The organism is Collinsella sp. AF28-5AC, assembly GCF_003457875.1.
Lineage (GTDB): Bacteria > Actinomycetota > Coriobacteriia > Coriobacteriales > Coriobacteriaceae > Collinsella.
In genome coordinates, this window is sequence record NZ_QRTA01000002.1 from 278,811 (window position 1) to 294,302 (window position 15,492).

General features: G+C 58.5%; 15 protein-coding genes and 1 tRNA gene. 12 read left to right on the top strand and 4 right to left on the bottom strand.

Features of this window, described 5'->3' with window-relative positions:
* Positions 1–3 precede the first annotated feature (3 nt).
* The 3 genes from cysS (at position 4) to DWZ01_RS03155 (ending at position 3,209) form a co-directional block, all read left to right on the top strand.
* Positions 4–1,470: a cysteine--tRNA ligase gene (cysS, locus tag DWZ01_RS03145; protein ID WP_117848038.1), complete on the top strand. Its 1,467-nt coding sequence runs from the start codon at positions 4–6 to the stop codon at positions 1,468–1,470.
* Positions 1,471–1,613: 143 nt separating this feature from the next.
* On the top strand, positions 1,614–2,528 hold the full coding sequence (gene rlmB, locus DWZ01_RS03150) for a 23S rRNA (guanosine(2251)-2'-O)-methyltransferase RlmB (protein WP_117848039.1): 915 nt from the start codon (positions 1,614–1,616) through the stop codon (positions 2,526–2,528).
* 3 nt (positions 2,529–2,531) lie between these two features.
* Positions 2,532–3,209, top strand: a complete 678-nt coding sequence (locus DWZ01_RS03155) for an NYN domain-containing protein (RefSeq protein WP_006234978.1) — start codon at positions 2,532–2,534, stop codon at positions 3,207–3,209.
* A gap of 27 nt (positions 3,210–3,236) precedes the next feature.
* Here DWZ01_RS03155 and DWZ01_RS03160 read toward each other — a convergent pair whose 3' ends face one another.
* Complete coding sequence (locus DWZ01_RS03160) at positions 3,237–4,577, bottom strand: DNA-binding protein (protein WP_117848041.1); 1,341 nt, start codon at positions 4,575–4,577, stop codon at positions 3,237–3,239.
* Positions 4,578–4,739: 162 nt separating this feature from the next.
* On the opposite strand from DWZ01_RS03160, the gene DWZ01_RS03165 reads away from it, so the two are divergent.
* Positions 4,740–4,814: transfer RNA gene (locus DWZ01_RS03165), tRNA-Thr, on the top strand.
* 147 nt (positions 4,815–4,961) lie between these two features.
* Here the strand turns inward: DWZ01_RS03165 and DWZ01_RS03170 are convergent.
* Positions 4,962–6,152 (bottom strand): hypothetical protein, encoded by a 1,191-nt coding sequence (locus DWZ01_RS03170; protein ID WP_117848043.1) that lies wholly within the window; start codon positions 6,150–6,152, stop codon positions 4,962–4,964.
* Positions 6,153–6,272: 120 nt separating this feature from the next.
* Between DWZ01_RS03170 and DWZ01_RS03175 the strand changes: the two genes are divergently transcribed.
* From DWZ01_RS03175 to DWZ01_RS11045, 5 genes are all read left to right on the top strand, one after another.
* On the top strand, positions 6,273–6,521 hold the full coding sequence (locus DWZ01_RS03175; protein WP_117848044.1) for a helix-turn-helix domain-containing protein: 249 nt from the start codon (positions 6,273–6,275) through the stop codon (positions 6,519–6,521).
* Positions 6,511–7,302 carry a hypothetical protein gene (locus DWZ01_RS03180; RefSeq protein ID WP_117848046.1) on the top strand — a complete coding sequence of 264 codons (792 nt, stop codon included), beginning with the start codon at positions 6,511–6,513 and terminating at the stop codon, positions 7,300–7,302. The genes DWZ01_RS03175 and DWZ01_RS03180 overlap by 11 nt, the downstream gene beginning before the upstream one ends.
* 167 nt (positions 7,303–7,469) lie before the next feature.
* A complete protein-coding gene (locus DWZ01_RS03185) occupies positions 7,470–9,401 on the top strand; it encodes a DEAD/DEAH box helicase family protein (protein WP_158556984.1) in 1,932 nt (643 codons plus the stop codon).
* Positions 9,402–9,581: 180 nt separating this feature from the next.
* Complete coding sequence (locus DWZ01_RS03190) at positions 9,582–12,518, top strand: type ISP restriction/modification enzyme (RefSeq protein WP_147332615.1); 2,937 nt, start codon at positions 9,582–9,584, stop codon at positions 12,516–12,518.
* Between the two features lie 88 nt (positions 12,519–12,606).
* Complete coding sequence (locus tag DWZ01_RS11045; RefSeq protein WP_117848052.1) at positions 12,607–12,792, top strand: restriction endonuclease; 186 nt, start codon at positions 12,607–12,609, stop codon at positions 12,790–12,792.
* A gap of 11 nt (positions 12,793–12,803) precedes the next feature.
* On the opposite strand, the gene DWZ01_RS03200 is transcribed toward DWZ01_RS11045, so the two are convergent.
* The gene (locus DWZ01_RS03200) at positions 12,804–13,559 is read right to left on the bottom strand and encodes an HNH endonuclease (protein ID WP_199412373.1); all 756 of its coding nucleotides are present in this window, start codon (positions 13,557–13,559) and stop codon (positions 12,804–12,806) included.
* 179 nt (positions 13,560–13,738) lie between these two features.
* On the opposite strand from DWZ01_RS03200, the gene DWZ01_RS03205 reads away from it, so the two are divergent.
* Positions 13,739–14,056, top strand: a complete 318-nt coding sequence (locus tag DWZ01_RS03205; protein WP_117848055.1) for a hypothetical protein — start codon at positions 13,739–13,741, stop codon at positions 14,054–14,056.
* Positions 14,053–14,430 (top strand): hypothetical protein, encoded by a 378-nt coding sequence (locus DWZ01_RS03210; protein WP_117848056.1) that lies wholly within the window; start codon positions 14,053–14,055, stop codon positions 14,428–14,430. Before DWZ01_RS03205 ends, DWZ01_RS03210 begins: the two co-directional genes overlap by 4 nt.
* Positions 14,431–14,672: 242 nt before the next feature.
* On the opposite strand, the gene DWZ01_RS03215 is transcribed toward DWZ01_RS03210, so the two are convergent.
* Positions 14,673–14,903, bottom strand: a complete 231-nt coding sequence (locus tag DWZ01_RS03215) for a hypothetical protein (protein ID WP_117848058.1) — start codon at positions 14,901–14,903, stop codon at positions 14,673–14,675.
* A gap of 344 nt (positions 14,904–15,247) precedes the next feature.
* Here DWZ01_RS03215 and DWZ01_RS03220 point away from each other — a divergent pair.
* Positions 15,248–15,492, top strand: a 245-nt coding sequence (locus DWZ01_RS03220; RefSeq protein WP_199412374.1) for a hypothetical protein, incomplete at its 3' end; no start/stop codon positions are given.

Consider the following 15,492-nt stretch of genomic DNA (forward strand, 5'->3'; position numbering starts at 1 on the left):
CGAATGCGTATCTACAACAGCGCTACCCATAAAAAGGAAGAGTTCCAGCCCATCGAGTCCGGCAAGGTCCGCATGTACGTGTGCGGCCCCACGGTCTACGACAACATCCACATCGGCAACGCCCGTACGTTCATCAGCTTTGACGTGATTCGCCGCTGGCTCATCGCGAGCGGTTACGAGGTCACGTTCGCCCAGAACCTCACCGATGTCGACGACAAGATCATCAAGCGCGCCAACGAGCAGGGCCGTACGGCCGCCGAGGTCGCGACGGAGTTCTCCGACAAGTTCATCGGCGTCATGCGCGCCGCCAACGTGCTCGATCCCGATGTGCGCCCCCGCGCCACCAAGGAGATCGGCCCCATGATCGCCATGATCAAGACGCTTATCGAGCAGGGCCACGCTTACGCAGCCGATAACGGCGACGTGTACTTTGCCGTGCGCAGCGATCCCAACTATGGTCAGGTCTCGGGCCGCAACATCGACGACCTTATGGTTGGCGCGCGCATCGAGGAGAACGAGGACAAGAACGACCCGCTCGACTTTGCCCTGTGGAAGGCCGCCAAGCCCGGCGAGCCCAGCTGGCCGAGCCCCTGGGGCGAGGGCCGTCCCGGTTGGCACACCGAGTGCGCCGCCATGGTGCATCGCTACCTGGGCACTCCGATCGACATCCACGGCGGCGGCTCCGACCTTGCCTTCCCGCATCACGAGAACGAGTGCGCCCAGGCCACCTGCGCCTGGCACCAGGGCTTCTCCAACACCTGGATGCACACGGGCATGCTGCTGGTAGACGGCGAGAAGATGTCCAAGTCGCTCGGCAACTTCTTTACGCTGGCCGAGGTCCTCGAGCAGCACTCCGCTGCCGCCCTGCGCCTGCTGATGCTGCAGACGAGCTATCGCTCGCCGCTCGACTTTTCTTGGGAGCGCCTGGAGGGTGCCGAGAACTCGCTCACGCGTATCGCCGGTACGGTCGAGAACCTGCGTTGGGCCGCGAACCACGCGACGGCCGATGCCGACGAAGCGGCTGCCGAGGCGTTTGCCGCCAAGGCCGCCGAGACCCGTGCCACCTTTAAGGAGTGCATGGACGACGACTTTAACACCGCTGGTGCCATGGGTGCCGTCTTTGGCTTTGTCACCGAGTGCAACCAGTACCTGGAGCAGGCGGGCGACGCTGCCGACAAGACCGCCGCGCTTGCCGCCGCCGACACGCTGGCCGAGCTGCTCGATACGTTTGGCGTCGAGCTTCCCGAGCCCAAGGTCGAGCTGCCGCTGGGTCTGCTGGGCGTTGCCGCCGGCCTGGTCGCCTACACGGGCGACGACGTGGACGAGGCCGCTGCCAAGATTCTCGAGGCCCGCGCCGAGGCCCGTGCCGTCAAGAACTGGGACCTGGCAGACGCCATCCGCGACCAGCTCAAGGACCTGGGCCTCACCATTGAAGATACGGCCGCGGGTACTCGTATTAAGACCCTCTAGTATTTGTCGACCGTTCGAGGTGTGGCAGATTGCCTTGAAAGGGGAAGGCATAGACCTGGTGGTCATGCCCGACGATTGAAAGGCAAGGTGCCGTGGCTCGGACGGTCGATTCTTGTTCGTTATCTATTTAAGGAGGCCGTTTTATGGCCGACAATCGCAAGCGTGTACCGCGTGGAGGCAAACAGGCCGCTTCTGGCTCGCGTCCGATTCGCCACAATGACCGCGCTGCCGCTCCCAAGGGCCAGCGCGATCGCACCCAGGCCGCACGTCCGCAGCGCGATCGCAACCGCGACGCTGCCCAGGCTCCCAAGGGTGAGTTCATCGAGGGTCGCCGTGCTGCTGCCGAGGCGCTGCGCACCGGTTTTCCCATCAAGTGCGCGCTCATTGCCGAGGGCGGGGAGCGCGATGCCGCCTTGTCGCGCCTGGTCGACGACCTCAACGCTGCGGGCGTCCGCATCAAGTATGTGCCGCGCGCGCAGCTCGACGCACTGTCGAGCCATGGCGCTCACCAGGGTATCGCGCTCGAGGTTGGTAACTTCCCTTACGCCGATGTCGCCGACATCCTCGACCGCGCGGGTGACGGACCGGCGCTCGTCGTCGTGCTCGACCATGTGACTGACGACGGCAACTTTGGTGCCATCGTGCGTTCCGCCGAGGTTGTGGGCGCGGCCGGCGTCATCATCGCCAACAAGCGCGCCGCCGGCGTGACCGTGGGCAGCTACAAGACTTCAGCCGGCGCCGTCATGCATCTGCCTATCGCGCAGGTGCCCAACATCGCCCGCGCACTCGACGATCTTAAGGACGCTGGCTTTTGGGTGGGCGGTGCCTCCGAGCACGCCGAAGGCAGTTGCTGGGATGCTCCCTTCGAGGGCCGCGTGGCGCTCGTCATGGGCTCCGAGGGCGACGGCATCTCGCGCCTGGTGCTCGAGAAATGCGACTTTTTGGCCAAGCTTCCCCAGCGCGGCATGACCGAGAGCCTCAATGTTGCCCAGGCGACCACGGCGCTGTGCTTTGAGTGGCTGCGCCGCAACGCCGGCGAGCTCATGGGGGAGGAGTAGCGCATGTCCAAAAAGAACCGCGCCAAGTCCAAGGCCAAGCGCTTTGGCGAGGGCTCGGCCAAGCCGATTGTTTCGGCCGCGACCTATGGCGTGGGCGGCAATGCGTTTGCGCAGGCCATCGCCGATCCGGTCTCGACGGTGCACTCCAACAAGCCCGAGCTGCTGGTGGTCGACGGCTACAACGTGATCCACTGTACGCCGCGCTACGAAAAGCTCGTGTACGACCATTCTGACGATCCGTATTCCAGCGACGTTCACGATATGGCGCGCACGGCGCTCATTAATGACGTAGCTGCGTTTGCCCAGGGCCGCTACGAGGCTGTGATCGTATTTGACGGCGCGGGCAATATCTCCAGCGAGCGCCCCAACCTACCGGCCCGCGGTGTGCGCATTGAGTTTTCGCCGACGGGTGTTTCGGCCGATACCGTGGTGCAGAAGCTCTGCATCGAGGCACGTGAGGAAGGCCGCGCGTGCTCCGTGGTATCGAGCGACGGCACGATCCAGGCCGTTGTCATGGGCAAGGGCGTCACGCGCATCTCGAGCCGTATGCTGGTGGACGAGATCAAACAGATCGATAACGACGTTCACGAGGCAGAGGAAGCTCCGCAGATTAAGATGACTCTGGGCAGCCGCCTGAGTCCCGATGCCCTGGCCAAGCTCAAGGCCCTGCGCGGACGGTAGGGGAGTTGGCGGGGCAATGCTGCCTTGCTAACTCCATTCAGCGATGTCGATCATTCTTTCGAGGCGCCACGTTAGCGCCTCTTTTAGATAAGGCAGTCTCGCTGCTAGGGCATCGTTTTTAGACAGAATCTCGATTGCCTCGTCGACAAAACCTTCGAGTTTGCCCCCGTCAAACCAGCTCATATCCTCAACAAGCAACATTTGTTTCGCGGGACTTGAATGGAACTGCGCGCTGGCAAAACTGTGCTCTCCTGCCCTAAGCTCCTCTAGAGATATGTTGCACCAGAGCGATGAGCCCGAATCGAAGATGGGGGCTGGTCTGCAGGCCAGTGAGTTGACGTTTCGCACGAGGCCGAAGTTGCGCCAATGACGATCGTAGTTGGCGATGATGTCGTCGCATACGATCATGCGGTCAAGGGCATCCTTAACGCCTGCCACCCCGAGCTCCTCGCAATTTGCTACATATCGCTCGTAGTCGGTTAGCCGTTCATCTGCGTTTGCGTGCTGGTTTACATAGAACGCAGGGACATACTCTTCTTCATCAGTTAAGAAGACATCGCATATGCTCAGGGCGGAAGTGCCCGTGCCCTCGAGCGAGTAAGGCACGTAATCGCAGGCGTTTAGGATGCGACGGTGGAGCGCGGTCGCCACCAGCTCGTTATAAGGTTCCTGGTTCAGGTGCGCTCCTGCCTTATGCAGAATTCGACGCCCGCCCTCGCACGTCCAGTACTTTTGAAGATTGCCGTCCGAGGTGTTATCGGGCTTTGCGGCAGCCGCTTTTCCCTCTGGGGCAAAGGGCGCAATGGACAGCGAGACGTCATCAAAGGCGTTATTGAAGAAGTTGATATCCTCCCAGGCGAGACCGGAATCTTGGGGTCTAATCCAATACTGGTCGGATAGGGAGAGGCCAAGATTTCGCTGGACGAGTTCATCGGGAACATCGACTGCGGCTTCTGCAAGCAGGGAGGCTAGCCCAATGCGTGCGAGCGGGATACCGCGGCCGCGCCACCAGATGCGGAAGGAGTCGAGCGATATGGGGCTATTAGGGCCAAATACTCCAATAGGGGCGTGGGCGTAATCGATGTCGGCGCCGATGTGGGTAAAGTCTTTTCGAGATGTGCTGTAGACCAGCTGAGCGACTTCGTGCGTGCGATTCATGAGGGTGAACGCGATCTCGCTCTTACCGTGGCCGCGGCGGGGACGTCCCCCCGTTTTGGTCACGGAGCGGAGTCGCGTGTCGACGCTGTCTTTGTCGATGAGCCATACACCAGAAGCCTTGCGGGCCTCAAGTGCTCCGTTTTTTATGAGCTCCTGCACCCTGCGCGGAGTGATGCCGAGCAGTTCGGCTGCTTCCTTGGTAGTAAGCATCGCGAAACCCTTCGTCAGAACGAATAGTTTTATATATAGCAATTGTAATTAAAACTATTCGTTCTGACGAATGGTTTTGAGATGTGGTCGGGTGAAGGGCCTGTTGCGCCTCGTCGGCAATTCCTTTATTCTTAACTGGCTTCGCGTGAAAGCGCCAAGTGTGCCAGTGTGGCGCAACGGTAGCGCAACTGATTTGTAATCAGTGGGTTGCAGGTTCGATTCCTGTCACTGGCTCCATTAACAAAAACGCAGGTCAGAGGTTGTTTTCTCTGACCTGCGTTCTTGTTTTTAGGATGCGGTGTGCAACGGACTGTGCAATGACGTGTGCAATAAAACGGATTTTGACCTTTATATTGAATTATTTAAATTCATAGTTTCACCATTCTATCGGTCGCGCTCGTCCATTTTTCGGGCAGCTTTATCCATCTGGTCGTCGCTGATCCTTTTGTCTTTTTTGCGCCGTATGCGCTGTTCGTGCGCTTTGCAGCAATAGCCATTTTTATCGCGTGCGTTGTTTCGGTCTTTGAGGCGGTCTTCGTTCGCGTCCTCTTGCTTGACGTAGGCCCTCATTCTCTGCTGGCGGATTTTATACGGTCGCCCACATTCGCGGCATGTGTTCCAGGAAAAATGGCTTTCAAGGGTTTCTAGTAGTTGTATCGCCCAAGCCCTTGTAAGACTTCCGTAAATCGGGTTTTGGCCGTTTAAATTCCGGTTGACCATTCGACGTAAAGTTTGCTCTTGAATGAAGGTATGGGGTTCGGGCTGAGGGTTGATAGCGAGGTCGATGAATGTTGCCAGGGCTACCTCTATCGTCTTGAACTGATTACTTACCCAGATCTTGGTTCCTTCGTCCATTTCAAATGTTCCGGGTTTGGCTACTGCTAACTGAGACTCAGACGCATCAACCATCTGGAGTGACATACGTAACTGCGAAAATCTGTTTTCAATAATCTCCTTGTTTTGGGAAATGCATACTTGATGCAGAACGTAGTCGTATGCGCGGTCACCATAAGCTGCTTTGCCTGTGAATAGAAACGTAGCTAATTGCATGAATGCCATCGTTGTAACGAGATCGTCCAGCAATATGACCTGTTCCTTCTTATACCTGATTCCCTCAGTTAGGTTGGCGACTTCGGTTCCCTTTGAGCGCCCTCTATCCTTGAAGTTGTTAAAGAGAACGCAGTCTTGATTCAAGCTGATTTCATAGCTTCTTTCAGACTCATTCAATGCGTCGTACCAAATACGTGATCCCATGTCTTCAGGGTTATCGGAAAAGGTTTCATTCGAGACGAACCGTTGCTCGACTCGTTCGGACTGGCCTGCATATGGAGTGGTCGGAAGCCCGTACCTCTCAACAAACTGGATGACTTTCTTTGGGTCATTCAGATCTACGTCCAAAAGGGTTCCGGTTGAGAAGCCCGAAGGGATACCGTAGGCGATCGAATGGGGCTTGCAGATAAGCGCGCTGCGTTCCATTCCATAGATTTCGATATTTTTTTCCCGGCAGGATGGAAGCGTCCAAGGTCTGATTTCCGCTGCCATAGGCGCCGGTACTTTGATTGCAGGATGGTTCATATATATCTCCTTACAGCTATAAATCGAACTCAAACCGTTCTATTCATATCTTAAATATGACGACCACCGACGTAAAGCATAGTATCCATATTGCATTCGAAACAAACGAAAGGAGTCCACATGGATGAAATGAATGCAAATCAAATGGGTGTGGTGAGGCGCAAAGAGTGGTGCCGCGCGCTGGGTAAGATACCGCACGCATATGTCACCGCTCGCGACATCGCAATGCTTCTTCATATCTGTAAAACGACCGCGATCGAGGTTCTTAAGGCTGCCGGGGGCGTCAAAATCGGTCGGGCATGGCGCGTCGATAAAGCTGACCTGGTTGAGTACCTGGCATCTCTGGAGAGCGACAACCATGCCCGCTAAGCCTCTTGCCGCATGTATGGACGCCGCGCTGCCCGTTGGCGGTACGCGCGGCGCCGCCGCGCACGTCGCCGACGCGTGTGGCGCTGCCGAGCGTACCGCCAACGGTGCTGTGCAGGTCGATAATGCTGGCTCAACGTTCGAGATGGACACTATTGATGATGCTATTGCCCCCGCCCCCCTCATTCATATCAAGACGACTGTCACCCCTGAAGAGTGGTCGTTGCTCTGTAAGAGAGAAAGCTCAAAGAATGAGGCGCGGAGTGTGGGGGTAAGGAATGTTCCGAAGTTGATCGAAGAGGAGAGCTCTAAAAGACTTGAGAAGGTGATGAATAGCCAAGAAATAATCAATGACGATTGGTTCGTGAAGGGGAAATGGCTCTGGGTTACCGGTAGAGACCAAGATGAAGCTGCAATTGAGGCAACGCTGAAGGCGATTGCAACGGGCTCTGAGTTCGAGTTCGCTTCGGCGAAACAAATGGTGTCAGCCTGGAATAGCGCCGATTTATTCGGATCGAACAACAAAGACAGGACTTTGGACAAGTACCGCTCGGTTCAGAACCTGCTAGTGTCATATCTTGGTTATTCGAGTGACAAGGCAGAAGTCAGCATGCTGTACGAGCTTCTCGATGAACGTCGTCTTAATAAACGCGCGACCATCCTATCGTCGATTTATTCAGGAAGGGAGCTGCGTCGCTACTATCTGCATCTCGGTGCTAAAGCGGAAGAAGTTGACAGGCTGTTTGGCTGTTTAAGGAAAATGATTTGCACGGCTGCGAAATGATTATCATCGACGCTCGAATATAGTTGAGCCCGGCTATGCCGGGCTTTTTTGATGAGGGGCCACTAATACAGTATTTCTCTTCACCGATTTGGCTTGAAGTGATCAATAACCTCTGGAGTCTTTTACCTAAAATGGTGACATCTGAGCTGCAACAAAGGAGTCGCTATATGAAGACCGTCTACGATGCCCTTGATCCTATTGTCAACGGGTCGGCAACGACCAAGGAGAAGGGCGACAAGTACGAGGCGGCATGCGTCTACTATCTCAAGAACGATCCCTTCTACGAGCTGTTCTTCTCCCGTGTCGGGACGATAGCCCAGGCGCTCGAATGGGACGACTGCCCCGTCCACGACACCCAAGACAACGGAATCGACCTCATGGCCCAGACCGCCGAGGCGGGGGAATGGTGGGCGATTCAATGCAAGTGCTATGACGGCGAGAAGGACCTTCCCAAGGGCATCTGCGACTCGTTCTTCGCCCATGCGGCATTTATCGACGGCGTCGACTCCCTGATGGTCATGACGACGGCGAAGGGTCCGGGAAAGAACCTCCAGAAGCAAATCGACGCCAGCGGATCCATGTACATCGATACCGCCAAGATGGCGGCCTCCAATATCGACTGGACCCCGTTTATCGAAGGTGTTCCCGCCGGCGAGCGGGTGACCTACGACCTCCGCTCTCATCAGGAGCGCGCGGTCGCGGCAATCGAGGAGAAGTGGGCGGAGTTTGACCGCTGCAAGGCGATCATGGCGTGCGGCACGGGAAAGACCCTCATGGCCCTTCGCCTCGTCGAGGACTGGATCGGCCCCGCCGCCGGCACAATCCTCTTCTGCGCGCCGTCGATCTCCCTCGTCGGACAGTCCATGCGCGAGTGGATGGGCCAGAGCCGCGTGCCCATGTCCTCGCTCGTCGTCTGTTCGGACTCGAAGGCGTCGCGTAAGGACGACGTCATCCCGATGACGCTCGATTCATTCGAGTATCCCGCGACGACGAATCCCGAGAGCCTGTACCGCTCGTTCAAGCGCTGCAGACGCTCGAACCCCGATGGGTTGGTTGTCATCTTCTCGACCTACCAATCCATCGGTGTCATCCATGACGCGCAGACGCTCGGCATGCCCGAGTTCGATGTCGTCGTGTGCGACGAGGCCCACCGCACGACCGGCAACGCCCTTCCCGGCGTCTCCAAGACGGAGGCTTCGGCCTTCATGAAGATCCACTTCAACGAGAACGTTGCCGCCAAGAAACGCCTGTACATGACGGCGACCCCGCGCATCTACGGCGAGACCGCAAAGCGCAAGGGTGCCGAGGAGGACTACACCATCGCCTCCATGGACGACGAGTCCATCTACGGCCCCACCGCCTACCAGATCAAGTTCGGCGAGGCCGTGGAGCAGAAGCTGCTCACCGACTACAAGGTCGTCGTACTCACCGTCCAGGAGGATGCCATCGGGGACCGCCTGCCCTCCCTGGAGAGCGACCAGGGCGTCAACGCAATGAGCCTGGAGCCCTCGGACATCGGCAAGATTATCGGCTGCTGGAAGGGCCTCGTCGATCACGGCGAGGGCGCGCCCGACGACGCGACCGGTCTCGGTGGCATGCTCGTCGTCGATGACGTCGAGACCATGGTGACCGATTGCAAGCCGCTGCACCGCGCCGTCGGCTTCTGTTCGACCATCAATGCATCGAAGACCATCACGGAGGCCTTCTCGCAAATCGTCGAGAAGTTTGCCGAAGACGAGCACGAGGAGCTCCCGCTCAAGTGCGAGCTGCGCCATGTCGACGGCAACATGCCGTCCGACCAGCGCACGAGAAACATCACCTGGCTCGGAGGGGACGTCGCCGAGGACGAGTGCCGCATCCTCACAAATGCACGCTGCCTCGCCGAGGGCATCGACGTGCCCAACCTCGACGCCGTCATCTTCTTCAATGCCAAGAACTCGACCGTGGACGTCGTTCAGGCCGTCGGCCGCGTCATGAGGCGCGCCGAGGGCAAGGACTTTGGCTACATCATCCTGCCCATTTTCGTTCCCGCCGGCATGACGCCGGAGGAGGCGCTCGACGACAGCAAGGTGTTCGCGAACGTCTGGAGCATCCTCTAGGCCCTCCGCTCGCACGATGAGCGAATCGAGGCGAAGGTCAACGCGCTCGCCCTCCAGCAGGAGGCCGAGAAGAACAAGGTTGCCGGATCTGCCAACCAGAAGGGGTGGGATGCCGGCGACCTCAAGCTCAAGCAGGAGGAGGAGAGCCAGAAGGCGGCGGAGATCACGCAGGGCGTGCAGATGAGGCTTACGTTCTTCCCGGTCGAGCGCTGGGAGAAGGCCGTCAAGACCACGCTGGTCAAGAAGTGCGGCACGCGTATCTACTGGGACGAGTGGGCCGAGGACGTGGCGAAGATCGCCCAGCGCCACATAGAGCGCATCGGCAAACTTGTTCGCTATAACGACGAGGTGTCCGGCAGCTTTAAGACGTTCCTGCACGGCCTTCAGGACTCGCTAAACCCCAGCATCACCGAGCAGGACGCGGTCGAGATGATCGCCCAGCACATCATCACCGTCCCGGTGTTCGACGCCCTGTTCGGAGACTTCGAGTTTGCGAAGTCGAACCCCGTGTCCGTCGCCATCGAACGTTTCTTGGGCGTACTCGAAGAGCATAAGATCGAGGAGGCATCGGATTCCGAGGTCCTCGACGACGTGTATGCGAGCGTGCGCCGCCGCGCTGCCGCCATCCAGTCGGATGCGGCGCGCCAGCAGCTCATCCGCGACCTCTACGAGAAGTTCTTCAAGGTCGCGTTCAAGGCGACCTCGGACAAGATGGGCGTCGTCTACACCCCGACCGAGATCATCGACTATATCCTCCGCGAGACCGACCGCGTCCTCAAGCGCGAGTTCGGCCAGTCGCTTGCCGACGACCGCGTGCATATCCTGGACCCCTTCGCGGGCACGGGCTCGTTCATGGCGCACCTCATCGAGAGCGACCTCATCCCCGACGAGAAACTTAAGCGCAAGTACACCCGCGAGATCCACTCCAACGAGATCCTGCTGCTCGCGTACTACATCATGACGGTGAATATCGAGTATGCCTACCATGCCCGCATGGGCGGCGACTATCAGCCGTTCGAGGGCGCGGTGCTCACCGACACGTTCCAGATGACCGAGGAATCCAACACGCTCGACGACGAGGTGTTCTACGACAACACGGACCGCGTGCGTATCCAGAACGCGCTCCCGATCCGGGTGATCGTGGGCAACCCACCCTACTCGGTCGGCCAGACGAGCGCAAACGACAACAACCAGAACGAGAAGTATCCGACGCTCGACAGTCGTATCGCGCAGACGTACGTCGCGAAAACGACTGCGACAAACAAGAACTCGCTTTATGACTCGTACTTCCGTGCTTTCAGGTGGGCGAGCGACCGAATCGAAGAGAGGGGCATTGTCTGCTTCGTAAGCAACGGCGGATGGGTTGACGGATCTTCCTCTAATGGATTCCGCCGATCGCTCGCGGAAGAATTCAACAGCATCTACGTTTTCAACCTTAAGGGGAACCAGAACACTTCCGACTGGAAGCGTGAGGGCGGCAAGGTGTTTGATGCCGGCGCAAAAATCGGCGTCGCTATAACCATGCTGGTCAAGAACCCGGACTCAAAAGAGCATGGGGTTGTCCACTATCACGACATCGGTGACTATTTGAGCCGTGAGGACAAGCTCAGACTGATCCGAGAATTCGCAACCAATGGCGATATTGATTGGGAAACGGTAAAACCAGATAAATACGGCGACTGGCTGAACCAGCGCGACGACTCATTCTATGAATTCGCGCCGCTGGGAATAACGAAGAGGAAGCCCCCCTACGGTCTATTTACCATCTGGTCTGCGGGCCTTAAAACGCAGCGCGACCCTTGGGCGTGGGGGTTCTCTCGTCCGAGAGTGCAGGAACAAATGGAGCGCCTGCTATCGAACATGGACGCTGAGATTCAAGCCGCAAAGGGCGAAGGGCGCGCAATTGAATATGATCCGACCCGCTTCAGCTGGACGCGGCGTATGGAGGATGCTGCTAGGAAGGGAGAGCGGCTAGTCTATAACTGTGACGAGGTCGTAATGGGGTCGTATAGGCCGTTCTGTAAGCAATGGGTTTACTACGACCGTGTGATGAACGAAATGACCTACCAGCAGCCCCGCCTTTTCCCTCTCGCGGTAAGCGGGAGGGAAAAGGCCGAAAGGACCTACCAGCAGCCCAATATCCTCTCAAAGATAACGGGAAAAGGCGGGGCCGAAATGACCTACCAGCAGGGCTCTCTCCGTTGCCTTGAGAACATCGTCATTATCAACTCGGAGCGTGGGCCATTTATCGCTAATATCCTACCTGACCTCGAGCTAGTTCATCACGGTCAATGCTTCCCCCTCTACTGGTACGAAGAGGAGCAAGTTGGCACGTCTCTCTTTGACGGAAATGATTATGTAGCTCCCGGCGGACAGACGTCACTATTCGGCAACGGTGCGACCCATACCGAGAAGACCTATTCTCGCCACGACGCTATTACGGATGAGACCCTTAAGGTCTTCCTTGAGGTCTATCCGCATGCGTTTCCGAAGCGCTATAAGAAGGATGGCGGTATCGAGCTCAATAAGACCGATATTTTCTACTACGTCTACGGTATCCTGCATTCTCCTGAGTATCGCAAGCGCTTCGAGTCGAATCTCAAGAAAGAGCTGCCGCGCATCCCGCTCGCCGCGGACTTTGCCAGGTTCTCGGAGGCGGGACGAAAACTCGCCCATTTTCATCTCGATTACGAGACGATTGACCCATGGGCATCGATTGTCGAGGACGGCGACTCGGTGAACCCCGGCCGTACGGTCAAGATGACATTCGGCAAGTGCAAGAAGGACGAGGAGCATCCCAAGGGCCAGGACATGACCGTCCTCAAGGTCGCCGAGAACATGACACTGCGCGGTATCCCGCTTGAGGCATACGAGTACGTCGTTAATGGGCGCTCGGCCATCGGCTGGCTCATGGATCGCTATCAGGTCCGCAAGGACAAGGCGTCAGGCATCGTCAACGACCCCAACGATTATAGCGACGACCCGCGCTATATCGTCGACCTGGTCGAGCGCGTCGTGACCGTGTCGATGGAGACCATCGCTATCGTTAACGAGCTGCCCGCCCTGAACGAGAAGGCCCAGCCTGCCGACTGGCCCGCCGCATGGAAGGTGAAGTAACAGCTGAAGGGGATTCATGATTCGCGGATAGCGACGTTGCATATTGGGGTTGATGAACATCGCCCGATAGCGTGCCGCCGCGGGACGGATGGTTATCACAACTGCCCGGTTCTCGAAGGAGGCACGACGCTGTGCAGAAGGTCTACTCGGCCAGACGGTCGTGCTCGTCGACGGCCCAGCGCTCGCTGGTCTCATGATCGACTACGGTGTCGGCGTAAGCACAAGGCAGGTTTACGAAATCAAGGCCGTGGACACGGACTTTTTCGAAGAATAGCGAGCAAGCGGCTACCTCGCGCCCTTCCGCCCGTTGCACTTCGAGCAGAGCACCTGCAGATTAGACGGCACGGTCTTACCGCCCCTAGCGACCGGCACGATATGGTCGATGTGCAATCCAACACCATCGGGCATGTACTTCCCGCACATCTGGCAGGTGTAGTTGTCCCTTCGCGCTATCTGCTCGCGCAGCTGTTTAGTCATCAGCTTCCGCTGGTTGCGAGCATGGTAATCCCTGAGCGTCGCTTCGTCGTTAATGGCGGCGAGGCGGTTTCGCCTGTTCACAACCCAGTCCCAGCTCACGGCCATCACGCTATCGTCCACGGACACCTTGTAGGACGTCTTCACGTAGTTCCTCTGCCTGTAGCGTGTCTGCTCACGGCACGTGACAAACTGGAACGCGTGCGCGTCGTCGAGTGTCTCGGCGTATTGCCGCTCCCGGCGCTTCCGCAGGCTGCAGGTCTTCAGGTATTCCTCCTGCTGTGCCTTCCACTCCTGGATGTAGGATCGCTCCGCGACTATCTTTTCCCAGTTGGCGGGCTCGAGCATAAAGCGATCTATCAGGTCGTCGATCTTCACGTTGCGTCTGCCGGAGACATCGAACCGCTCGACGAAGTATGGGTAGTGAAAGGGATTCGCCAGGACTCTTCGCACCAGAGAGACGACGCAGCAGATGAGAACAATCGAGACAACGGCCGCAACGATGTAGGGAAGCAGATCGACGGCGACGAGATTTCCCCATTTATCGACATGATAGTAAGTAAACAAGATGGCTCCCATTCGCTCGTATTGGCATCAGATGATAGACCAACGCAAGCACTCGCCCTTTTACCACCCCGCCCAGACACAACCACGCAACCCCCACACCATGTTCGCTTTACAAAACCAAACGCCCGTTCGATACTGGTAGAAGCAAAACGCGGACACGTGTACGGGAGGTAAGGCATATGATCATGAAGAAGCACTCCCTCGCGGGCACCTGCGGCATCCCCACGGAGGACCGCCGCATCTACATCCCGGTGGACGTCAACGGGACCGACGACCCCGACCGCGGCCCGTCCGACCCGGTCACCATCCACTGGCCCGACGGCCGCTCCTGGCAGGTCGAGTCCATCTACTTCCGCTCCGAGTTCGGCCGCGCCCTCTTCGGCAATCTCTGCGTGCGCTACGACGTCTGCATCGCAAAGCAGCGCAAAACGGTCTGGTGGGAGCACGGCGACTGGTTCGTCGAGCGTGGCAGCGGCATGGCGGTGACGCCCGCGTGACAGATCACACCAAGGACTTCGGCGGCGGCATCACGGTGCGCGCCCGCGGCGACAGGCCAGGCCGGCGCGTCCACAAGCAGTACGTCGACGTCTACGCCCGCGCAAACGCCGACGGGACCATGGTCCCCATCCGCGTCTGCTGGCCGGACGGGCGCTGCTTCACCATCGATCAGATCCTCGAGATCGAGCCCTTCGGGGCCATCGTGCAGAACGCCCAGACGGCCACCTACACCGTTCGCTTCGGCCAGTGGCGCACCCAGCTCATGCTCGAGCACTACCACGAGGAGGACGACATCCACGGGGCCGAGGACCACCTGCGCTGGTGGGTCTGGGCGTTCGACAACACCCTCACCAAGAACGACGTGGGGGTGTAGGCCCGTCGCCGGAACGTAAACGTCGTACGTCAAAAAGCCTCTGTCCTCCGAATGTCCCGTTCAAAAAAGTGACGAGCGCTCGTCAGGGTCAAAAGCTGCATATCAAAATCGCTCAAGCAATCGGCTACAATGCGAAGTGGCGGGCAACGCATACGCGGTGCCCTTTCGCTTTAAGACCTCTTTGCGTGCTTTCCGGGCTACTTGGGGGTCTTTTTATCATGTCGCAGAGCAACCGCCAAACGTCAAAAACGTCCGCTAGGCGTAAGGCCATCAAGGCGCTCGTCGGAGTCGAAAGGTTTTCCTGTAATGCACGACACGAGATCGTCGGCAAAGCGCTCGACTTGGGCTGCGACGTACTCGACGATCCTCTCCGGATCCTGGAGGTCGCCGCGGGATGCCGCGAGGAGCGTCGCCGCGAGCCCGCGCATCTCGTAGCTGATATCGAAGATCTGGTTCTGCTCGGCTTCTGTCATGGATGCCCCTTTCCGGAAACGATGCGTAATCCATATTCTCCCCTTCGGGCCCGCCGCCGGCGGGCCCTTTTGCTGCCGCCGGTATCCGGCATGCGCCGCCGTATGGTCACGGCTTCGCGGCCGGGTGGCACCTCCGCTACGCCGCGTCAAGGGGGCCCATGAGACCCCGCACAAACCTCCGCTCCGCTCCGGTTGGTGGAGGTCGTCATGGACCTCCCTTGACCCGTCTTCGCTCCGGTGCGGCTTTGCAGGGAGCAAAGCCGACGACGACGCGCGGCGTCGCCATTCGGCTTTGCCCGCAGGGGCGAGATGTTGAGGGCAGGGTGCCCGGAACGGAGGAAGAGATGCAGCAGCTGATGACGAGGGAAATCGCCAAGACGGCTCCAAGGCTCTACGAGCAGGACGGAGCAGAGGACCCCACGGTCTACGCCCACTACTTCTCGTGCGTGAACGGATGGGACTGGTGGCTGCTCGAGTTCGACGGCACGGACGAGGCTTTCGGCCTCGTCGAGGGCTACGACGACGAGCTCGGCTACTTCAGCATCAAGGAGATGGCCGAGCTGAACCGCCAGATGGGGTTCGCCGCCGT

What these genes read in the sequence shown, in the direction of transcription:
- cysS (WP_117848038.1), top strand. Translation starts at nt 4, where the DNA reads ATGCGTATCTACAACAGCGCTACCCATAAAAAGGAAGAGTTCCAGCCC.
- rlmB (WP_117848039.1), top strand. Translation starts at nt 1,614, where the DNA reads ATGGCCGACAATCGCAAGCGTGTACCGCGTGGAGGCAAACAGGCCGCT.
- DWZ01_RS03155 (WP_006234978.1), top strand. Translation starts at nt 2,532, where the DNA reads ATGTCCAAAAAGAACCGCGCCAAGTCCAAGGCCAAGCGCTTTGGCGAG.
- DWZ01_RS03160 (WP_117848041.1), bottom strand. Translation starts at nt 4,577, where the DNA reads ATGCTTACTACCAAGGAAGCAGCCGAACTGCTCGGCATCACTCCGCGC.
- DWZ01_RS03170 (WP_117848043.1), bottom strand. Translation starts at nt 6,152, where the DNA reads ATGAACCATCCTGCAATCAAAGTACCGGCGCCTATGGCAGCGGAAATC.
- DWZ01_RS03175 (WP_117848044.1), top strand. Translation starts at nt 6,273, where the DNA reads ATGGATGAAATGAATGCAAATCAAATGGGTGTGGTGAGGCGCAAAGAG.
- DWZ01_RS03180 (WP_117848046.1), top strand. Translation starts at nt 6,511, where the DNA reads ATGCCCGCTAAGCCTCTTGCCGCATGTATGGACGCCGCGCTGCCCGTT.
- DWZ01_RS03185 (WP_158556984.1), top strand. Translation starts at nt 7,470, where the DNA reads ATGAAGACCGTCTACGATGCCCTTGATCCTATTGTCAACGGGTCGGCA.
- DWZ01_RS03190 (WP_147332615.1), top strand. Translation starts at nt 9,582, where the DNA reads ATGAGGCTTACGTTCTTCCCGGTCGAGCGCTGGGAGAAGGCCGTCAAG.
- DWZ01_RS11045 (WP_117848052.1), top strand. Translation starts at nt 12,607, where the DNA reads ATGGTTATCACAACTGCCCGGTTCTCGAAGGAGGCACGACGCTGTGCA.
- DWZ01_RS03205 (WP_117848055.1), top strand. Translation starts at nt 13,739, where the DNA reads ATGATCATGAAGAAGCACTCCCTCGCGGGCACCTGCGGCATCCCCACG.
- DWZ01_RS03215 (WP_117848058.1), bottom strand. Translation starts at nt 14,903, where the DNA reads ATGACAGAAGCCGAGCAGAACCAGATCTTCGATATCAGCTACGAGATG.